The following is a 16,937-nucleotide window of genomic DNA, read 5'->3' as shown; positions in this document are numbered from 1 at the left end:
GATTCACTTCGTTACTGCCTAATTATAATTCAACGTTGTTTGAGTATAGAAGCAACCATGATTATTTAATTCGGCTTTGTTGCAACTCACTTACTCTGGCTTGGCTAGAGACAATGTGTGGCGTTGATACTGGAAGCGCCTTGATTAACATAGAAAACCCCAAGATGGCTGAAGCGGTCGAGCCCATCAAAATCCCGATTTTGGCGTAATCGACCATCACACTTTGCTCAGCGGTAAACGCGAGAGTGGAAATGAAAATAGACATAGTAAAACCAATCCCACACAGTACCGCTACCGATAGAATCATGCGTAGGTTGACAGTAGGGGGCAGTTGAGCGACGCCAAGCTTAATCGCTAACCAACTGAATAAGAAGACACCGATAGGTTTACCGACAAATAATCCTAGCGCAATACCGAGCGGTAAGTGAGCATTACTACTGACGATATTAATCGACGAAAACGTGACGCCAGAGTTAGCAAAGGCAAACAGCGGTAAGATTAAAAACGCGACATAAGAGTTCAATAAATGCTCAACCCGTTTCGCCGGGCTCTTTCCTGCTCGGCAAGTCAGTGGAATTAAGAAACCAGCGATAACGCCTGCGAGCGTAGCGTGAATTCCTGAGTGGTAGACGGTAAACCAAAGTACAAGGAATAATACAAAATACAGCGCGAGAGAGGAAAATTGCTTCTTGCCACAAAAGAATAAAAACAAACTGATGGTCAAGACAAACAGCAGCATCATGCCTGAAGGCTCACTGTTATAGAATAGAGCAATAATAAAAATCACGCCTAAGTCATCAATAATGGCCAAAGCCAACAAGAAGACTTTCAATTCAACGGGCACTCGTTTACCGAGTAAGCTTAAAATCGCTAAAGCAAAAGCAATATCTGTCGCCGCTGGAGCTGCCCAGCCATTGATGGCAATCGGATCTTGATAATTAAAAAACAAGAAGATAGCGATAGGGAATAGCATGCCACCTAAGGCAGCCATCGCCGGTAACATGGCTTTTGAACGACTATTTAACGATCCCTCAATCAACTCACGTTTTACTTCTAAGCCAATCATTAAAAAGAATAAAGCCATTAAGCCATCATTGATCCAATGACTGACGCTGATCCCAAAAACATAAAAGTTTAAAAATTGTTGATAAGAGTGTTGTAGTGGTGAGTTAGCGATGGCAAGTGCGGTGATGGCGGCAAGCAGCAGTAATACACCGCTCGCAGGATCACTGGTGAGAAAATATTTAATCCTTTTATACATTGTCATTCTTCCATTGTTATTTTTTTAGTATTGCTATAGCCGATAGTTTCAATCTAGTCGTGTAATGAAACGTTAAGTCTTCTATCAACATTGGTCTTGGGCATTGTCAGAGTAAAAACTCAACATCTGAGCCTATGATAGTTGACTGTAAAAATATTCGTCTCGTTTATATCGATTAAATCTTGTTTAACAATCGGGATTTCCGAATTGGAGCGTAAATTGAAGGGTGAAAAGTGAATACTTGGAGTCAGTTCACATTTGTCACCAGAAGAGGAAGTGAGAGAAAAATAGACTGGGTTTGTAGATAAAAGGAAGCGAAAAAATAGGCGACCATAAGGCCGCCTCAGTGAAACGCTAAGTGCTTAGCGGATAATTAGTTATCGCGTAGAGTGGCGTTTTTCATTGCCGAAATAAAAGTTTTCAGTTCATCCAGCATCACTTCGGGTTCGGCAAGATGTTGCTCGATAATTTTTACTACCGCCGAGCCAGAAATCGCCCCAGCAGCGCCAGCCTCAATGGCCTGTTTGACTTGTTCTGGCTCTGAAATGCCAAAACCGAGTAACGCTGGAGGTGCTGAAAATTGGTTAAGGCGATCGAGTAAGGCGTGAACGGGCATATTGGCTTTGGTTTCTGCGCCCGTTACCCCTGAGCGAGATAAAAGGTAGGTATAGCCGCTACCTAGCTCTGCAACCGATTGTAAGGTCTCATCACTGGCGGTAGGTGGCGCAATAAAAATTGGATCAATGGCGTATTTTTTCGCTGCGGTCACAAACTCAGCACTTTCATTGGTGGGGACGTCAGCGATTAACACTGAATCAACGCCCGCTTGTTGGCAGCGTTGATAAAAATTATCGATGCCGCGAGCGTAGACTAAGTTGGCATACATTAATAAACCAATGGGTAAATCAGGATATTGTGCTCGAATGGTGCTGATCAGCTCAAAGCATTGATCGGGTGTGGTACCGGATGCTAACGCGCGAATATTCGCCCCTTGAATAGTCGGGCCATCCGCCAAGGGATCTGAAAATGGCATACCCAGCTCTAGTGCATCGGCTCCGGCTTCAACCAGGGTTTGCATAATGCGCAGCGACTGCTGTGGGTTAGGGTCGCCAATGGTGACAAACGGAACAAAAGCGCCTTGGTTCTGTGCTGCCAAACGTTGGAATAAATGTTGATAACGATCCATTATAGTGCGCCTCGTTCTTCTAATAATTGATGGACGGTGAAGATATCTTTATCACCACGACCAGATAAATTGACGACCAGTAACTGCTCTTTATCGGGCTCGGCATACGCCATTTTTACGGCATAAGCGAGCGCGTGTGAGGATTCCAAAGCCGCGATGATGCCTTCATTACGCGCGATAGATTGAAACGCCTCTAGCGCCTCATCATCGGTAATGCTTTCATATTCGGCGCGGCCAATGGCATTCAGGTGCGCGTGCTGCGGGCCAACGGATGGAAAATCCAACCCAGCAGAAACCGAATAGGACTCTTCGACTTGGCCATACGAATCTTGCATCAGTGGCGCTTTCATACCAAAAAAGATCCCCGTTTTACCGTGTTTGAGTGGCGCGCCGTGTTGATGGGTATCAATGCCTTTTCCTGCTGGCTCAATACCAATCAAACGTACGTTAGCTTCATCAATAAAATCGGCGAACATACCAATCGCGTTAGAGCCGCCGCCGATACAGGCTAATACGGCATCAGGTAAGCGTCCTTCACGAGCCAAAATTTGCAGCTTAGTTTCTTCACCAATGATGCGTTGAAATTCACGCACTATGGTCGGGAAAGGGTGTGGGCCTGCCGCCGTACCGAGTAAATAGTGAGTCGTTTCATAAGTAGCAGACCAATCACGCAGCGCCTCATTACAGGCATCTTTTAAGGTTGCCGAACCAGAATGAACAGGGATAACTTCTGCGCCCATCAGTTTCATACGAAAGACGTTCGGGCTTTGGCGCTCAACGTCCTTAGCGCCCATGTAAACGCGACATTTCAGTCCAAGTAGCGCGCAAGCGAGCGCGGTGGCTACCCCGTGTTGCCCGGCGCCGGTTTCGGCGATGATTTCATGTTTGCCCATCCGTTTTGCTAGCAAGGCTTGGCCAAGAACTTGGTTGGTTTTGTGCGCGCCGCCGTGCAATAAATCTTCTCGTTTTAGATATAGCTTGGTTTTGGTGCTCTTAGTGAGATTGCGGGTTAGGGTTAGAGCGGTTGGGCGACCGGCATACTCTTGCAACAAGGTCATAAATTCAGCGCGAAAGTCAGGGTCTTCCTGCGCATCAATAAACGCTTGCTCTAACTGATCCAGTGCAGGGACTAAAATTTGTGGCACATATTGACCACCGTATTCGCCAAAATAGGCATTAAGCTTTGCCATGATTCGTATCCTTTGTCTTGTCATTGGTTGCGCATGATCCTCTTGTCATTGGCGTCGTTTGCCACCCTAGTGGGTGGTTTGGACTGTTGGTCATGCGCAAATCGGTGATTAATAATGCCTAATGGCACGAAATGCTGAATTAAGTTTCTGTTGATCTTTTTTACCGGGTTGACTTTCTACTCCTGAATTGAGATCTAATCCCAAACAGCCAAGGCTTGCCGCCTGCTGAGCGTTGTCTGGGTTTATTCCTCCCGCGAGCATCACGTTATTGACCTCATCGAGCAGTTGCCAGTTAAAAGCTTGTCCTGTGCCACCCGATTGAGCGCCGACTTGGCTATCAAACAGATGACGATCAATATGCCGTTGCAGAGTTTTTGGCTTGCTATCACTCACGCCATAGGCTTTCCAGATCTCAATCTCATTGGCTAATTGCATTCTTAATTGATCAACATAAGCTTGGTCTTCATCACCATGCAACTGTACTGCTTTGAGCGATAGCTGCTGCGCGATATCGACCACCTCTTGCAGTGAATGATTTTGAAATACCCCCACGTAATGCAGAGGTGCGCCACTCATGACGAGTCGTGCCTGTGCAATATCCACATAACGTGGTGACTTAGACACAAAAATTAACCCGCCAAATACGGCTCCGGCTTGATAGGCTTTGGCGGCATCATCGGCATGGGTTAAGCCACAGACTTTATTTTCACCGAGGATGATTTTGCGCGCCGCCAGTTCAAGATTTTGCTCGGCCATCAGTGAACTGCCGATTAAAAATCCGCTGGCATAATGGGCCAGATCACGCACTTGTTGATGGTGATAAATGCCCGATTCTGAAATGATGATGGTGCCTTTTGGTAATAAGGGAGCTAACTGTTTAGTGCGATTGAGATCAGTCGAGAGATCGCGCAAGTTACGGTTATTAATGCCAATCACCTTGGCTTCCAGGGTGATGGCGCGCTGTAATTCCGCATGGTCACTGACTTCGGTTAATACGCCCATGCCCAGTTGGTGAGCAATCGCGGCTAAGTGTTGATACTGCTGATCATCGAGTACCGATAGCATCAATAAAATCCCATCAGCGCCATAATGACGAGCCAAATACACTTGATAAGCATCAACCATAAAATCTTTACACAGGATTGGCTGACTCACTTGCCCTCGGATCCGTGGCAGAAACTCGACATTGCCTTGGAAATATTTTTCATCGGTTAAAACTGAGATCACATCTGCGTATTGATGATAAACCGAGGCAATATAATCCAAATCAAAATCTTCGCGAATCAATCCCTTTGAAGGCGAGGCTTTTTTACATTCTAAAATAAAGCGCGTTTTCTCTGGACTGAGGGCATCATAAAATGAGCGATCTGATGGTGTTAGTAAAGCTTGAAAACTAGCCAGCGGCTGCTCGGCTTGACGCTGTGCGACCCAGAGGTACTTATCTTGCACGATTTTAGCTAATACTTCGGCCATCTGAGTATCTTGGATTGAAATATGTTCGGAGAGTTGCTCAGACATAGGATTTAACCTCTTTGTGCTAATTGTTGAACCAGTTGAAACGCTTTACCCGAGTTCATCACGTCGATGGCTAACTGGGCGTTGGCTTTCAGATCGTCACGGCCAAATAGGCGTAGCAGCAGAGCGACATTCACCGCAACAGCAGCCAGTTGTGCATCGCTGCCTTTCCCCGTCAAAAGATGGGTAATGATGGCGCGGTTTTCTGCCGGCTCTCCGCCTTGAATAGCAGAGAGAGGGTAAGACTCGAGGCCAAAATCTTCAGGGGTCAAGGTATATTGAATAATCTCACCATGACGAATTTCTGCAACTAAAGTTTCACCATGGATGGCGACTTCATCCAAGCCGCTACCATGCACCACGGCAGCACGTTGCAGCCCCATTTGTAACATGGTTTGGGCGATTGGCAATACTAGCTCAGGACTGTAAACCCCCATCAGTTGAATCGTTGGCCGAGCCGGATTAATCAAAGGTCCTAAGATATTGAAAATGGTGCGTGTTTTCAGGATTTGACGTACGGGCATCGCATGGCGAACCCCTTGGTGATACTGGGGAGCGAACAAGAAAGCCACACCTAACTCATCCATGGCTTGACGAGTTTGCTCAGCGCTCATCGCAAGGTTGATACCAAAAGAGTCTAACAGATCAGAAGAGCCTGATTTACTGGAAACGCCACGATTACCGTGCTTGGCGACTTTCACGCCGCATGCCGCGGCGACAAAAGCGGCAGTGGTGGAAATATTAAAGGTGTTTGCACCATCGCCACCAGTGCCGACGATATCCGCAAAGTCATAGTCTGGACGTGGGAACGGTTCAGCGTTAGCAAGCAAAGCTTGCGCCGCGCCAGCGATTTCATCCGGTGTTTCGCCTTTCATTTTTAATGCGGTTAATACCGCGGCGATTAAAATGGGGTCAAGTTCACCTCGAATGATGAGATCAAATAGCTGCTGACTTTCCAGTTGCGAAAGTGACTGCTGGGCATACAGTTTATCGATGATGTGTTGCATAAAATATCCCTATCAATCAGTGTATAAAATTAGGCGGAGCATCGTGGTTGAGCTTATTCGCTCAGTGCCCAATCAATGGCATTGGCAAGCAATGTGGCGCCATAGGTGGTCATGATCGACTCAGGATGAAACTGAAAACCACAAATCTTGTCTTGTTCATGGACAACAGACATTACCAAGCCATCTACTTTTGCCGTAATAGTTAAACAGTCAGGGACTTGAGTCGCGACCAGTGAGTGATAACGCGCAATCGCCATCGGTGAGGGCAACTGGGCATAAATCGCGTGATGCTGATGTTCCATCATTGACACTTTGCCATGTACGATTTCTCCGGCTCCAGCGACGGTGCCGCCATAGGCTTCAACGATGGCCTGATGACCAAGGCATATGCCAATGATCGGCACTTTACCTTTTAAGCGTTGTAGTAGCTCGGGCATACAACCCGCGGCAGATGGCGCACCCGGTCCTGGTGATAAGACCAGCAAAGGATTATCTAGTTGCGTGATGGCGTGTTCAATGGTTTGCGCCGTAATGTGGTTACGATAAATGGTCACTTGATGACCTAAGGTGCGAAATTGATCGACCAAATTGTAGGTAAAGGAGTCAAAGTTATCGACAAACAAAATATTCGCCATGAGGTTACTCCTGATGCGCTGATTGAATCGCCGCGATCACGGCTTGGGCTTTACCGCGTGTTTCATCGGCTTCGGATTGCGGATCAGAGTCATAAACAACACCAGCGCCCGCTTGTACTTGTGCGATGCCATTTTCCACATACGCTGAACGGATCACGATGCAGGTATCTAAATCACCATCCCCCGTTAAATAGCCCACCGCACCGCCATAGCTACCACGTCTGGTTTTTTCTACTTCACGAATAATTTGCATGGCGCGGATCTTCGGTGCCCCCGTTAACGTGCCCATGTTCATACAAGCTTGGTAAGCGTGTAGGGCATCGAGATCGCCCCGCAACTGACCAACAACCCGAGAGACCAAATGCATCACATGGCTATAACGGTCAACTTTGAGTAAATCAGCCACATGGCGGCTACCAGCTTCGGCAATGCGCGCCACATCATTTCTTGCCAGGTCAACCAACATCATGTGTTCGGCGTTTTCTTTTTTATCACCGCGCAATTCAAGCTCAATACGACTGTCTAAATCATGATCAAGGGATCCATCAGCACGTTTACCGCGGCGGCGGGTACCAGCGATCGGATAAATCTCGACTTGATTGCTGTCGGTTGCGTATTTCAAGGCGCTTTCTGGCGAAGCCCCAAACAGAGTGAAACGGGTATCCTGCATGTAAAACATGTATGGGCTTGGGTTGCTGTCTTTGAGTTTTTTATACGCAGCCAATGGAGACGGGCAAGGCAGCATAAAACGGCGAGAGGGGACAACTTGGAAAATATCGCCTTTCACGACCAAGGTTTTTAGGTGCTTGACCGTTTCACAGAATACCGGATCAGAAAGATTGGTGGTCACGCTGAGATCAGCGATTTTTTGTGCTGTAGGCAGTGGTTTTGACTCTGCACTAAGAGTGGTAATGGTTTGTAAGCGAGCGGCTAACACTTGGCGTTGCTCTTGATTGGCGCTAAACAGCGTCGCTTGTAGGCGGCAGTGTGCGTTTTTATGGTCAATGACCATTAAAGTTTCAGCGACATAAAACACATAATCTGGACACTGGTCGATGGCCTCAGCGCTGCCTAAAGGTTCAAAGTTAGCCACTAAATCATAAGCAAATAAACCGCCGAGAAAAATCGCATACTTATCTTGGTTGCTTAGATCAAAGCTGTGCTGCACTAAACGCAGCGCATCAAATGAACTGGCTTCTTGCAAGCGGGAATCTTCATCTAGCTGATCACTGATTGGAGCGAAGTTGAGGGTTAACGTATCATGATCGAGCTGGTGGCTAATATCGATAGCAATATTATGTTTAAGTAACTCAACCAACTGCTGGCCATTATCGGTGAGGGCGTGAAAAGTGACGCGATGACCGACACAAGTAATGCGCACCGCGGCATCAATCAGCAACAGGCTTTTGACATCTTTTTTTGATTCAATATCCGCGGATTCCAGTAATAAACAGTCGGTTTTATCGGCACACAAGGCATGGAAGACACGCGTCGGATCCGGTGTATAAGGTAGCGTTGTGTGAAGAACCTCAAGCTGCCCTTGTTGTTTGATATCAATAGCTTTGTTCATAAAGCTTCCTTGATGAATGGTTTTCTTGCTACTTTGCATACTCGCATAATCCTGTGTTTGACCCAATCGTCTTGTGATGTATTTCTAAGCTGTTATCCCTTTTTATTGAAAGTGGTCACTCCAAGTCGTTTAGGGAGAATAAAAGTCAGCGATCTGAGTCAATAAAAAAGCCCGCTCAGTATCCGCGGGCTTTTGGTTGCGTATTCGATTTAGAAATACACCGTTGCCCACCAAGAACTTGTCCAAGTGCGCCACCAAGTGAGTTCAGCAGAAGCTGCACTAAAATTGTGATTATGGTTTTGGTTAAATTCTTGTAACATAGGAAGCCTTAATACGGTGCTTTTGTATTTGCGTACTAGTTAACTAGTTCGAGAGCAGAAAGTCAAGCCTAAATAACAGGCAATAGATATGAAAATAGATCTCCACAGTCATACGACTGCTTCAGACGGTCGATTTAGCCCTGAGCAATTGATCGATCGCGCGTTAGAATTTAATGTCGATGTATTGGCGATTACCGATCACGATACCATTGATGGTTTAGCTCCAGCCCGAGCCTATATTGAAGCTGGTCAGCATCCGATTACGTTAATCAACGGTATTGAGATTTCCACGGTATGGCAGAATAAAGATATTCATATTGTTGGGTTAAATATTGATCCCGATAATATCGCTCTCACTCAATTAATTGCAGAGCAAAAACAGCACCGCGTGGGGCGTGCTGAGCTGATCGCTGAGCGGTTAGCGAAAGTGACGAGAGAAGGGGTATTGGAAGACGTTAAGCGGATCGCTGGTGATGCACCTATCACTCGTGCTCATTTTGCCAAATGGCTGGTTGACCAAGGCTACGTCAAATCCATGCAACAAGTGTTTAAAAAATACTTAACCCGTAATAATCCCGGCTACGTGCCGCCCAACTGGTGCAGTATGAGTGAGGCTATCAGTGCGATTCATGCCGCTGGGGGACAGGCGGTTTTAGCCCATCCAGGGCGATATGACTTGACGGCGAAATGGCTTAAGCGCTTAATTAGCGCATTTGTTGAAGCGGGAGGTGATGCTATGGAAGTGGCACAGCCTCAGCAAGCACCGCAAGAAAAGCGCACCCTTGGTGATTACGCAATACATTTTAATTTACTCGCTTCGCAAGGCAGCGACTTTCATTATCCCTCTCCTTGGATGGAGCTTGGGCGAAATCTTTGGTTGCCAGCAGGCGTTGAAGCGGTTTGGAAAGAGTGGCAGCACCTGCCAAACCAGAGAGTCGTGAGACTCAATGAAGAGGAATAATCATGAGCCAATTTTTTTACGTTCATCCTGAAAACCCACAAGCACGTTTAATTAACCAAGCGGTTGCGATTATTCGTAATGGCGGTGTTGTCGTCTACCCAACGGATTCTGGCTATGCGTTGGGTTGCCAATTAGAAAATAAACAGGCTTTAGAGCGGATTTGTCAAATTCGTCGTTTGGATGATAAACATAATTTCACATTATTATGTCGCGACTTATCGGAGTTATCTTTGTATGCACGAGTCGATAATACCGCGTTTCGTTTGCTCAAAAATAACACACCGGGCCCCTATACCTTTATTTTCAAGGGCACCAAAGAAGTCCCTCGTCGTTTAATGAATGTGAAACGCAAAACCATCGGTATCCGCGTACCAGATAATAAAATTGCTCTCGATTTATTAGAGGCGTTAGGTGAGCCATTAATGTCCACTTCGTTGATTCTTCCTGGCAAAGAAACTACGGAATCGGATCCGGAAGAGATTCGCGATCGCTTAGAGCATCTCGTTGATGTGATTCTCAATGGTGGGTATTTAGGGGAACAACCCACCACTGTGATTGATTTCAGTGAAGATGAAATGGTTGTTGCACGTTTAGGTGCAGGAGACCCAACCCCATTTCAATGATCGCATCAGTCACAAAACGGATGCTTTTTGTTGGATTATTTGCAATAATATTCGACCGCGATTTTAAGATCGCATATTGTCATTCGACGTCTGAGAAGACGACATCATAGGTAGATAAATGAGCGAAAAGTTACAAAAAGTTTTAGCACGTGCTGGTCATGGTTCTCGTCGAGAGCTTGAAGCTCTGATCCGAGCTGGACGTGTAAGTGTTAATGGCAAGGTAGCTATACTCGGTGAGCGTCTAGAAGATGAAACCGCCGTAGTACGTATTGATGGGCATGCCGTTTCTGCTAAAGCGCCAGAAGAAGTGATCTGTCGTGTGCTGGCTTATTATAAGCCGGAAGGTGAGCTGTGTACTCGTCACGATCCTGAAGGTCGTCGCACCGTCTTTGACCGTTTGCCGAAAATTCGCGGGTCACGTTGGATTTCAGTTGGACGTCTTGATGCCAATACTTCTGGTTTGCTATTGTTCACTACCGATGGTGAGCTGGCTAATCGTTTGATGCACCCAAGCCGTCAAGTAGAACGTGAATATTTAGTTCGAGTTTTTGGCGAAATTAACGAAGAAAAAATTCGCAACTTAGTGCGCGGTGTGCAGCTTGAAGACGGCATGGCTCGTTTTGAAGATGTTATGTATGCGGGTGGTGAAGGTATGAATCATACCTTCTATGTGGTGATTAACGAAGGGCGTAATCGCGAAGTTCGCCGTTTGTGGGAGTCACAAGGCACCACAGTAAGTCGTTTGAAGCGCGTGCGTTATGGCGATATTTTCTTAGATAAGAAATTACCGCGTGGTGGATGGGTAGAGCTCGATCTTAAACAAGTTAACTACTTGCGTGATCTCGTTGAACTACGCCCAGAAAAAGAAACCATGCTGGATGAATCGAAAGATAATACATCGCGCAAACGTGAACGTTCACGTAGTCAGAAGATCCGTCGTGCTGTGAAGCGTCATGAAGAGCGAATCACGACCACCACCGCTAAACCGAAAAGCCGAGTGACTAACGGGACAACGACCGGTGGTTCGACAGGCAATGCACCTATACGTGCTCGTCGCAAACCTGGTTCAAGTACTCGTAATAGTGCACAAGAGCAGAGCTCCCGTCAGGGTACCCGCGCTCCGAGCGGTAAAGCTAAAGCGCCACGTCGCCAAGGCTAAACGCATTTTTTGTTATTGAATAGGTTTATCCATAACAAAAGTAGCACTTGACCTTTGGTTAATGATTGAAAAATCCCGAGCAATGCTCGGGATTTTTATTTGTTCATCAATAAGATTACTGTACCGAGGGGGCTGAACGTTGATGATAGTCAACCGTGATACCGCTATCGTTAATATCGATGACAAACTGAGTAATCACATTACTCGTTGAACCATGCATTAACTCTTCAGGTAACTCTTCGCCACTGAACTCTGCGGCTAATCGCATGGCTTCCATAAAACGTGGCATATTAACATCAAACTGAAACAGACCTTTAGCCGTTAATGGTTGTTTTAAGATAGCTTCTGCGGAGGTTGCTGATTGGGCACCAGAATAAAGAGCAAGGTGTTTATCATTAAGCCGAGCAAATAGTGGCGTTTGCATCCCTGTTTCAGCACTCACCAGTGTCGAGAGATCAATCGGCTCTCCATTGGCTTCAAGTGTCAATTGCGCTAATTCTGGCACGAACATCTGAGCGCTGAGCAAGAGGTTTTCTGGTTGATTAGCTGAAAGAGTGAAGAGAAAATCGAGTTTATCCCATTGTGGTCCAAAAGGATGCTCTGTATCCAAGGTCAGGTCATTCAGCGCAAAATGCATACCTTTGACACTGCCTAGCATACTTGCCCCTAGACTGAGCATTGTCGCCGGGTTTTCATCGCCTAAACTTTGTTGAAAATCTGCCAACAAACCACAAGAGTAGCTTGGTTGACGTAAGTCATTCCAAATGCTACCAACAGAAGTGGCTAATTTTGAAACATCTAAACCCAGACCGATAGAAAAAATACGCTCTGTGGGATCGGTCACTTCAGGTAAAAAGCCACGTATGGCTTTGAGTGCATTAATGAGCATTTGGTTATGGCTTTCAATGACCAATTTACCCTTGATCGCCGCTTGTCCATTATGCATGCTATATTCAGCAAGCCCAACGGTGCGTGGCCAGTTACGGGCAATGGCTGCTAATTCTGTTTGACAATTGGGGTGACGAATTTCATCAAGAAATGGTTCAGAGGTCTGTTGTTGTAATACCTCCAGCTGACGAGCAATACGGTTACTGGCTGGTTGGGTGAGACCTTGGATAATGGCTTGATGATCTAAGTAAGCATAGTTGCTGTATTGTTGACCATATTTGGTTTTCAGCTCGCTAAAACGATCGCTTTGCGCAAAAGAGAGTTGTGGTTTTTCAATGCCTAAAGCTAATTTAAGCGGGTTTTCTTCACCAAGCATTGGCAGATCAAGCGTAAAGGTCGCGACTTGATTACCTACCGCAATGATCAGACCAATATCTTCATCCTCTTCTTCAGTGAGTCGATAACGGCGATAAGTGACTTCACCGAATTGGCCAGCTTGGTAGGTTGCCCCTGTTTCTTGTTCAACTTGCGAGATGGTTCGCCAAAAAGCGTCGCTGTTTTCGAGCTGAAGCTTATACACAGGAACTAAGCCTAAGGTATACATCACTGGCTTAATGTTATCCGGTGTACCGAGGTAGGTTTTCAGAGTCTGTTTATCAACAGCACTTTGTAAATAACCATCAAGATATTGAATAATAAAGGCTTGCTCTGCGGTGAGCTCTCTATCATCAAGATAGTCGTACAAACTCTCTTGAGCATAACCGAAGGCATGTAGATATTGATAATGATCGTAGTCTTCGGTAGCGAAAGAGACAAAAGCCGATTCTGCTGGGATCAGAGTCAGTAAAGGATCGATGTCACTATCGGTTTTTGGATCAAGATGGTAAAAATAGCCACCCGCCGCTGCCGTGGCAGCAATGGCAGCGGCAAGAATCAGTTTTTTCACGGTCAACTCCGTTGTGTCCCTACGATGAATCGTCAATAAACCGAGATTAAAGAGGGCATAGTGATGATTGAAATAAGTCGCCCTACGTTATGTAGGGCGAGAATAAAAACCATATCATATAGTAATAACTATGCTATTCAATACGTTGTTTATTGATTGCTTATAAAGTTTGTTGCAGTTGAAAGTATCGTCCTTGTTGAGCGAGTAGTTGGTCATGATGACCTTGCTCGACGATTTCCCCTTGATCAATCAGACAAATCGTATCCATCGACTCTAGAGCAACCAAACGGTGAGTGATAAACACCACCGTCTTATCGACAAAATGGGTTTGTAGTAAGGCCATAATTTGTTGCTCAGTTTGCTTATCTAACCCTTCGGTAGGCTCATCAAGCAGCAAAATTTTTCCGTTATGGAGCAGTGCTCTTGCGATACCAATCCGGCGTTTTTCACCTCCGGAAAGTTGACGTCCACCATCGCCAAGCCAAGTATCTAATCCTGGGCCATCGAGCAATTTCTCTAGCCCGACTTGATGAAGTAATGGTTCTAATTCACGGTCGGTTACATCAGGCTTAGCCATCAGAAGATTATCACGCAAACTGCCATTTAGAATATCAACCCGTTGACTGACGACACTGATTGCGCGGCGTAAATCGCTCTCTTGCCACTCTTGCAAACGAGTTCCACCAATAGAAATGCAACCTTGTGATGGATCCCAATAACGACACAGCAATTGAATGAGTGTTGATTTTCCCGATCCGGTTTGACCCACAATCGCCACTTTTTTACCAGCAGGAATCGTGAGATCAACCTTATCAACAACGGTTTTTGTACTGTCAGGGTAAGCGAAACTAACCTGATTAAACTCGATATCCAATTGATCAGCATGTTGAGTGGGTGACAGGGGGAAAACCACGTCGGGCTTACTAAGAATGATTTCATTTAAGCGACGAGCGGAGGTTAAGGTTTGGCCTAAATACTGAAATGCACCGGCAATCGGCATTAATAATTCAAAACTGGCCATGGTCGCAAAGGCCATTAAAGCAATCATTGGATCGGGCGCTTGACCATTGACGCCATCCGCCGCCAACCACAGCATTAACAGCAAGGCCCAGCCGTTAGCGAGAAGTAATAGGGCTTGTGCAAGGCCAGTATAATGGGTATTGACCTTTTGATTGTATAGGAGCTTATCTTGGGCAATAAAAATCGCATTGCGGTAGCGCTGCTCAGCATTAAAAATAACCAGTTCACTATAACCTTGCAGCCAGTCTAGCGTTGCAATACGCATCTGCGCTTTATGTTCCGTTAACGCTTGACCATTACGTTTACCTAGCAGGTAAAACAAAGGCGGCCAGACGAGCAGTAACGTCAGTAAGATAGCCCCTAACGTTAACCCCAAACTCATATCAAACCAACAGAGTAGGGCGGTTAATGCGCCAATCCCCAAAATACCCACGGTTACTGGGTTAATGAGTCTTAGATAGACATGATCCATCGCATTGATATCAGCGACTAAGCGATTGAGCAAATCCGCATCACGCAGATTATTGATTCGTCCGGGAATCAAGGGTGCTAATTTAGTAAAAAAGAATACTCGCAGATCGGTCAGCAGTTTAAAGGTGGCATTATGGCTAACCACTCGCTCACCCCAGCGGCCTGCTGTACGCTGCATAGCAAAGCCGCGGACAAAAGCCCCAGGTAGCATATAATTAAACGTTTCTCGGGCAATGGTTAAGCCTGCTACCGCTGCAGCCGATAAAAACCATCCTGACAGTGTTAATAAACCGATTGAGGCACAAACCGTAAAAAAGGCCAGTAACATACCCAGTGATAAGCCAAACCAATGTTTTTTATACAGCTTGAGATAAGGCAATAATTCACGCATCTAAATTCCCCTTATCGGCTTCTTTTCTAGTTTGGTTTGCACTAAGCATGCGAGAAAAGAGTCCTGGTTGCTGACTAAGTTGATGAAAATTACCTTGTTGAACGATCTGTCCCTCTTGCATCACTAAGATTTGATCGACGGAACGTAAAGGTTCAAGTTGATGAGTCACAAATAGCGCCGTTTTATCACTAATTTGTTGTGTTAAGCTGCGCATAACCAGTTGCTCACTTTGTGCGTCTAAGCTGGCAGTTGGCTCATCTAAGAGCCAAAATTTGCCGTTCTGTAACATCGCTCTCGCCAGTGCTAGGCGTTGAGCCTGACCGACGGATAAGCCACCAGAGCGATCACTGATTGGGTAATCTAATCCATGTGAGTGAACAAATTCGCTAGCAAAAGCCTCATCTAATACTTTTTGTAGCTGTTTATCGTCGATACTTTCTTTACCTAAAGTGACATTGTCACGAATGGTTCCGTGGACTAAAAGCGGGTTTTGTCCAATCCAACTGATTAACGCTCGCCAAGAAGCATGGTCGATTTGACTTAATTCCGTACCATTAACGGTTAAACTGCCTTGATAAGGCATAAAACCAAGCAGGGCATTGACTAGGCTGGTTTTGCCTGCGCCACTTGGTCCGACTAACGCCGTGGTTTGACCATGGGTTAATTGAAAAGAGATCGGACCAACGAGCGTTTTTCCTTCTAGGCTTAACACGGATAAATCTTTGGCAATAATCTCGATAGAAGGGGCATTGGCCATAGAGTGATGGCCTGATTGGACTTGTTCAACATCGATACTTAAGAAATCCACCATACTTTCAGCGGCAGCAATCGCTTGTTGTTTGGCATGATAAAAGGTGCCTAAATCACGTAAAGGCTGATAAAACTCTGGGGCGAGGATCAAAATAAATAATCCTGCAAATAAGGTCACGCCAGTACCGTAATATCCAAAATTGAGTTCACCGATAAAGCTAAAACCAAAGTACACCGCGGTGATGGCAATCGATACCGAGGCAAAGAACTCTAATACTGCGGAGGATAAGAAAGCAATGCGTAAGATATCCATGGTTCGTTTACGAAACACTTCCGAAGCCCCTAGCATTTGATCGGTTTCTGCTTGGGTTCGATCAAATAAACGGATCGTCGTCATGGCCTGTAAACGATCATAAAAATGACCGGATAAACGTTGCAGCGCTTTAAAGTTTTTCTTGCCTGCATCAGCGGCTTTCATGCCCACTAAAGCCATAAATAGCGGAATAAGCGGAGCGGTGATCAAGAAAATTAATCCTGCCGCCCAGTTGACTGGGAATACCACCACTAAAATGATAAAAGGGATCAATACTGCCAGCGCCATTTGTGGTAAATAACGAGCAAAAAAGTCATGCATTTCTTCGACTTGTTCAAGCGTTAAGGTTGCCCATGCTCCGGCAGGTTTACCTTTAATGTAGGCTGGTCCTAAATCACGAAGTTTATTAAAAATCAGTTGCCGAATGTAGGTTCTGATCTCTTGACCAGCACGAAATCCAGCCATTTCTCTCGCCCATGAACAGCCAGCGCGCAGTGCAATGGTCATGGCCAATAAACTGAAATGCGTGACTAAGGCTTGTTTATCTACCTGCTCGATGATTAGCTGGTGAAGAATACTGGCGATCAAGGCGGCTTGCCCGAGCAAGAGCAAGCTCGAAATAACGCCTAACCCAATAGCAAGCATTAACCAACGTTTGGCAAGTTTGCTTTGCTGTTTGAGCCAAAGATTGAGGCTGCGTTGCTTTTTCTTATCCATTTTAAAGGCTTATT

General features: G+C 45.8%; 14 protein-coding genes and 1 other annotated feature. Of the genes, 3 read left to right on the top strand and 11 right to left on the bottom strand.

What is annotated here, in order from left to right; translation table 11 throughout:
• Positions 1–61: 61 nt before the first annotated feature.
• The 8 genes from nhaA to FKN93_RS08175 form a co-directional block, all read right to left on the bottom strand.
• Positions 62–1,261 carry a Na+/H+ antiporter NhaA gene (nhaA, locus tag FKN93_RS08210; RefSeq protein ID WP_004395469.1) on the bottom strand — a complete coding sequence of 400 codons (1,200 nt, stop codon included), beginning with the start codon at positions 1,259–1,261 and terminating at the stop codon, positions 62–64.
• A 373-nt stretch (positions 1,262–1,634) separates the two neighbouring features.
• The gene (gene trpA, locus FKN93_RS08205; protein ID WP_170904840.1) at positions 1,635–2,447 is read right to left on the bottom strand and encodes a tryptophan synthase subunit alpha; all 813 of its coding nucleotides are present in this window, start codon (positions 2,445–2,447) and stop codon (positions 1,635–1,637) included.
• On the bottom strand, positions 2,447–3,637 hold the full coding sequence (trpB, locus tag FKN93_RS08200; protein ID WP_170904839.1) for a tryptophan synthase subunit beta: 1,191 nt from the start codon (positions 3,635–3,637) through the stop codon (positions 2,447–2,449). The genes trpA and trpB overlap by 1 nt, the downstream gene beginning before the upstream one ends.
• Before the next feature lie 108 nt (positions 3,638–3,745).
• A complete protein-coding gene (trpCF, locus tag FKN93_RS08195; RefSeq protein ID WP_170904838.1) occupies positions 3,746–5,155 on the bottom strand; it encodes a bifunctional indole-3-glycerol-phosphate synthase TrpC/phosphoribosylanthranilate isomerase TrpF in 1,410 nt (469 codons plus the stop codon).
• Positions 5,156–5,160: 5 nt separating this feature from the next.
• The gene (trpD, locus tag FKN93_RS08190) at positions 5,161–6,159 is read right to left on the bottom strand and encodes an anthranilate phosphoribosyltransferase (protein WP_170904837.1); all 999 of its coding nucleotides are present in this window, start codon (positions 6,157–6,159) and stop codon (positions 5,161–5,163) included.
• A gap of 53 nt (positions 6,160–6,212) precedes the next feature.
• Positions 6,213–6,794: an aminodeoxychorismate/anthranilate synthase component II gene (locus FKN93_RS08185; RefSeq protein ID WP_161426054.1), complete on the bottom strand. Its 582-nt coding sequence runs from the start codon at positions 6,792–6,794 to the stop codon at positions 6,213–6,215.
• A gap of 4 nt (positions 6,795–6,798) precedes the next feature.
• Entirely contained in the window at positions 6,799–8,364 is a 1,566-nt protein-coding gene (locus FKN93_RS08180; protein ID WP_170904836.1) for an anthranilate synthase component 1, read from the bottom strand.
• A gap of 161 nt (positions 8,365–8,525) precedes the next feature.
• Positions 8,526–8,627 (bottom strand) — a sequence feature (Trp leader region).
• Positions 8,574–8,684 (bottom strand): Trp operon leader peptide, encoded by a 111-nt coding sequence (locus FKN93_RS08175; protein ID WP_083797757.1) that lies wholly within the window; start codon positions 8,682–8,684, stop codon positions 8,574–8,576. (Overlaps the previous feature by 54 nt.)
• A gap of 88 nt (positions 8,685–8,772) precedes the next feature.
• Between FKN93_RS08175 and FKN93_RS08170 the strand changes: the two genes are divergently transcribed.
• The 3 genes from FKN93_RS08170 to rluB all read left to right on the top strand — a co-directional run bounded on the left by FKN93_RS08170 (position 8,773) and on the right by rluB (position 11,427).
• Positions 8,773–9,645, top strand: a complete 873-nt coding sequence (locus FKN93_RS08170) for a PHP domain-containing protein (RefSeq protein WP_170904835.1) — start codon at positions 8,773–8,775, stop codon at positions 9,643–9,645.
• Positions 9,646–9,647: 2 nt separating this feature from the next.
• Positions 9,648–10,268 carry an L-threonylcarbamoyladenylate synthase gene (locus FKN93_RS08165; protein ID WP_004395461.1) on the top strand — a complete coding sequence of 207 codons (621 nt, stop codon included), beginning with the start codon at positions 9,648–9,650 and terminating at the stop codon, positions 10,266–10,268.
• A 118-nt stretch (positions 10,269–10,386) separates the two neighbouring features.
• Positions 10,387–11,427 carry a 23S rRNA pseudouridine(2605) synthase RluB gene (gene rluB, locus FKN93_RS08160; protein ID WP_170904834.1) on the top strand — a complete coding sequence of 347 codons (1,041 nt, stop codon included), beginning with the start codon at positions 10,387–10,389 and terminating at the stop codon, positions 11,425–11,427.
• 115 nt (positions 11,428–11,542) lie between these two features.
• On the opposite strand, the gene FKN93_RS08155 is transcribed toward rluB, so the two are convergent.
• From FKN93_RS08155 to cydD, 3 genes are all read right to left on the bottom strand, one after another.
• Positions 11,543–13,261, bottom strand: coding sequence for a hypothetical protein (locus FKN93_RS08155; RefSeq protein ID WP_170904833.1), 1,719 nt, complete (start codon positions 13,259–13,261; stop codon positions 11,543–11,545).
• Between the two features lie 160 nt (positions 13,262–13,421).
• The gene (gene cydC, locus FKN93_RS08150) at positions 13,422–15,143 is read right to left on the bottom strand and encodes a cysteine/glutathione ABC transporter ATP-binding protein/permease CydC (RefSeq protein ID WP_170904832.1); all 1,722 of its coding nucleotides are present in this window, start codon (positions 15,141–15,143) and stop codon (positions 13,422–13,424) included.
• Positions 15,136–16,923 (bottom strand): cysteine/glutathione ABC transporter permease/ATP-binding protein CydD, encoded by a 1,788-nt coding sequence (gene cydD / locus FKN93_RS08145; RefSeq protein WP_170904831.1) that lies wholly within the window; start codon positions 16,921–16,923, stop codon positions 15,136–15,138. The genes cydC and cydD overlap by 8 nt, the downstream gene beginning before the upstream one ends.
• Positions 16,924–16,937: the final 14 nt, after the last annotated feature.

The organism is Vibrio sp. A8-1 (genome assembly GCF_013048685.1).
GTDB lineage: Bacteria > Pseudomonadota > Gammaproteobacteria > Enterobacterales > Vibrionaceae > Vibrio > Vibrio metschnikovii.
This window is presented reverse-complemented; position numbering and strand designations above follow the sequence as displayed.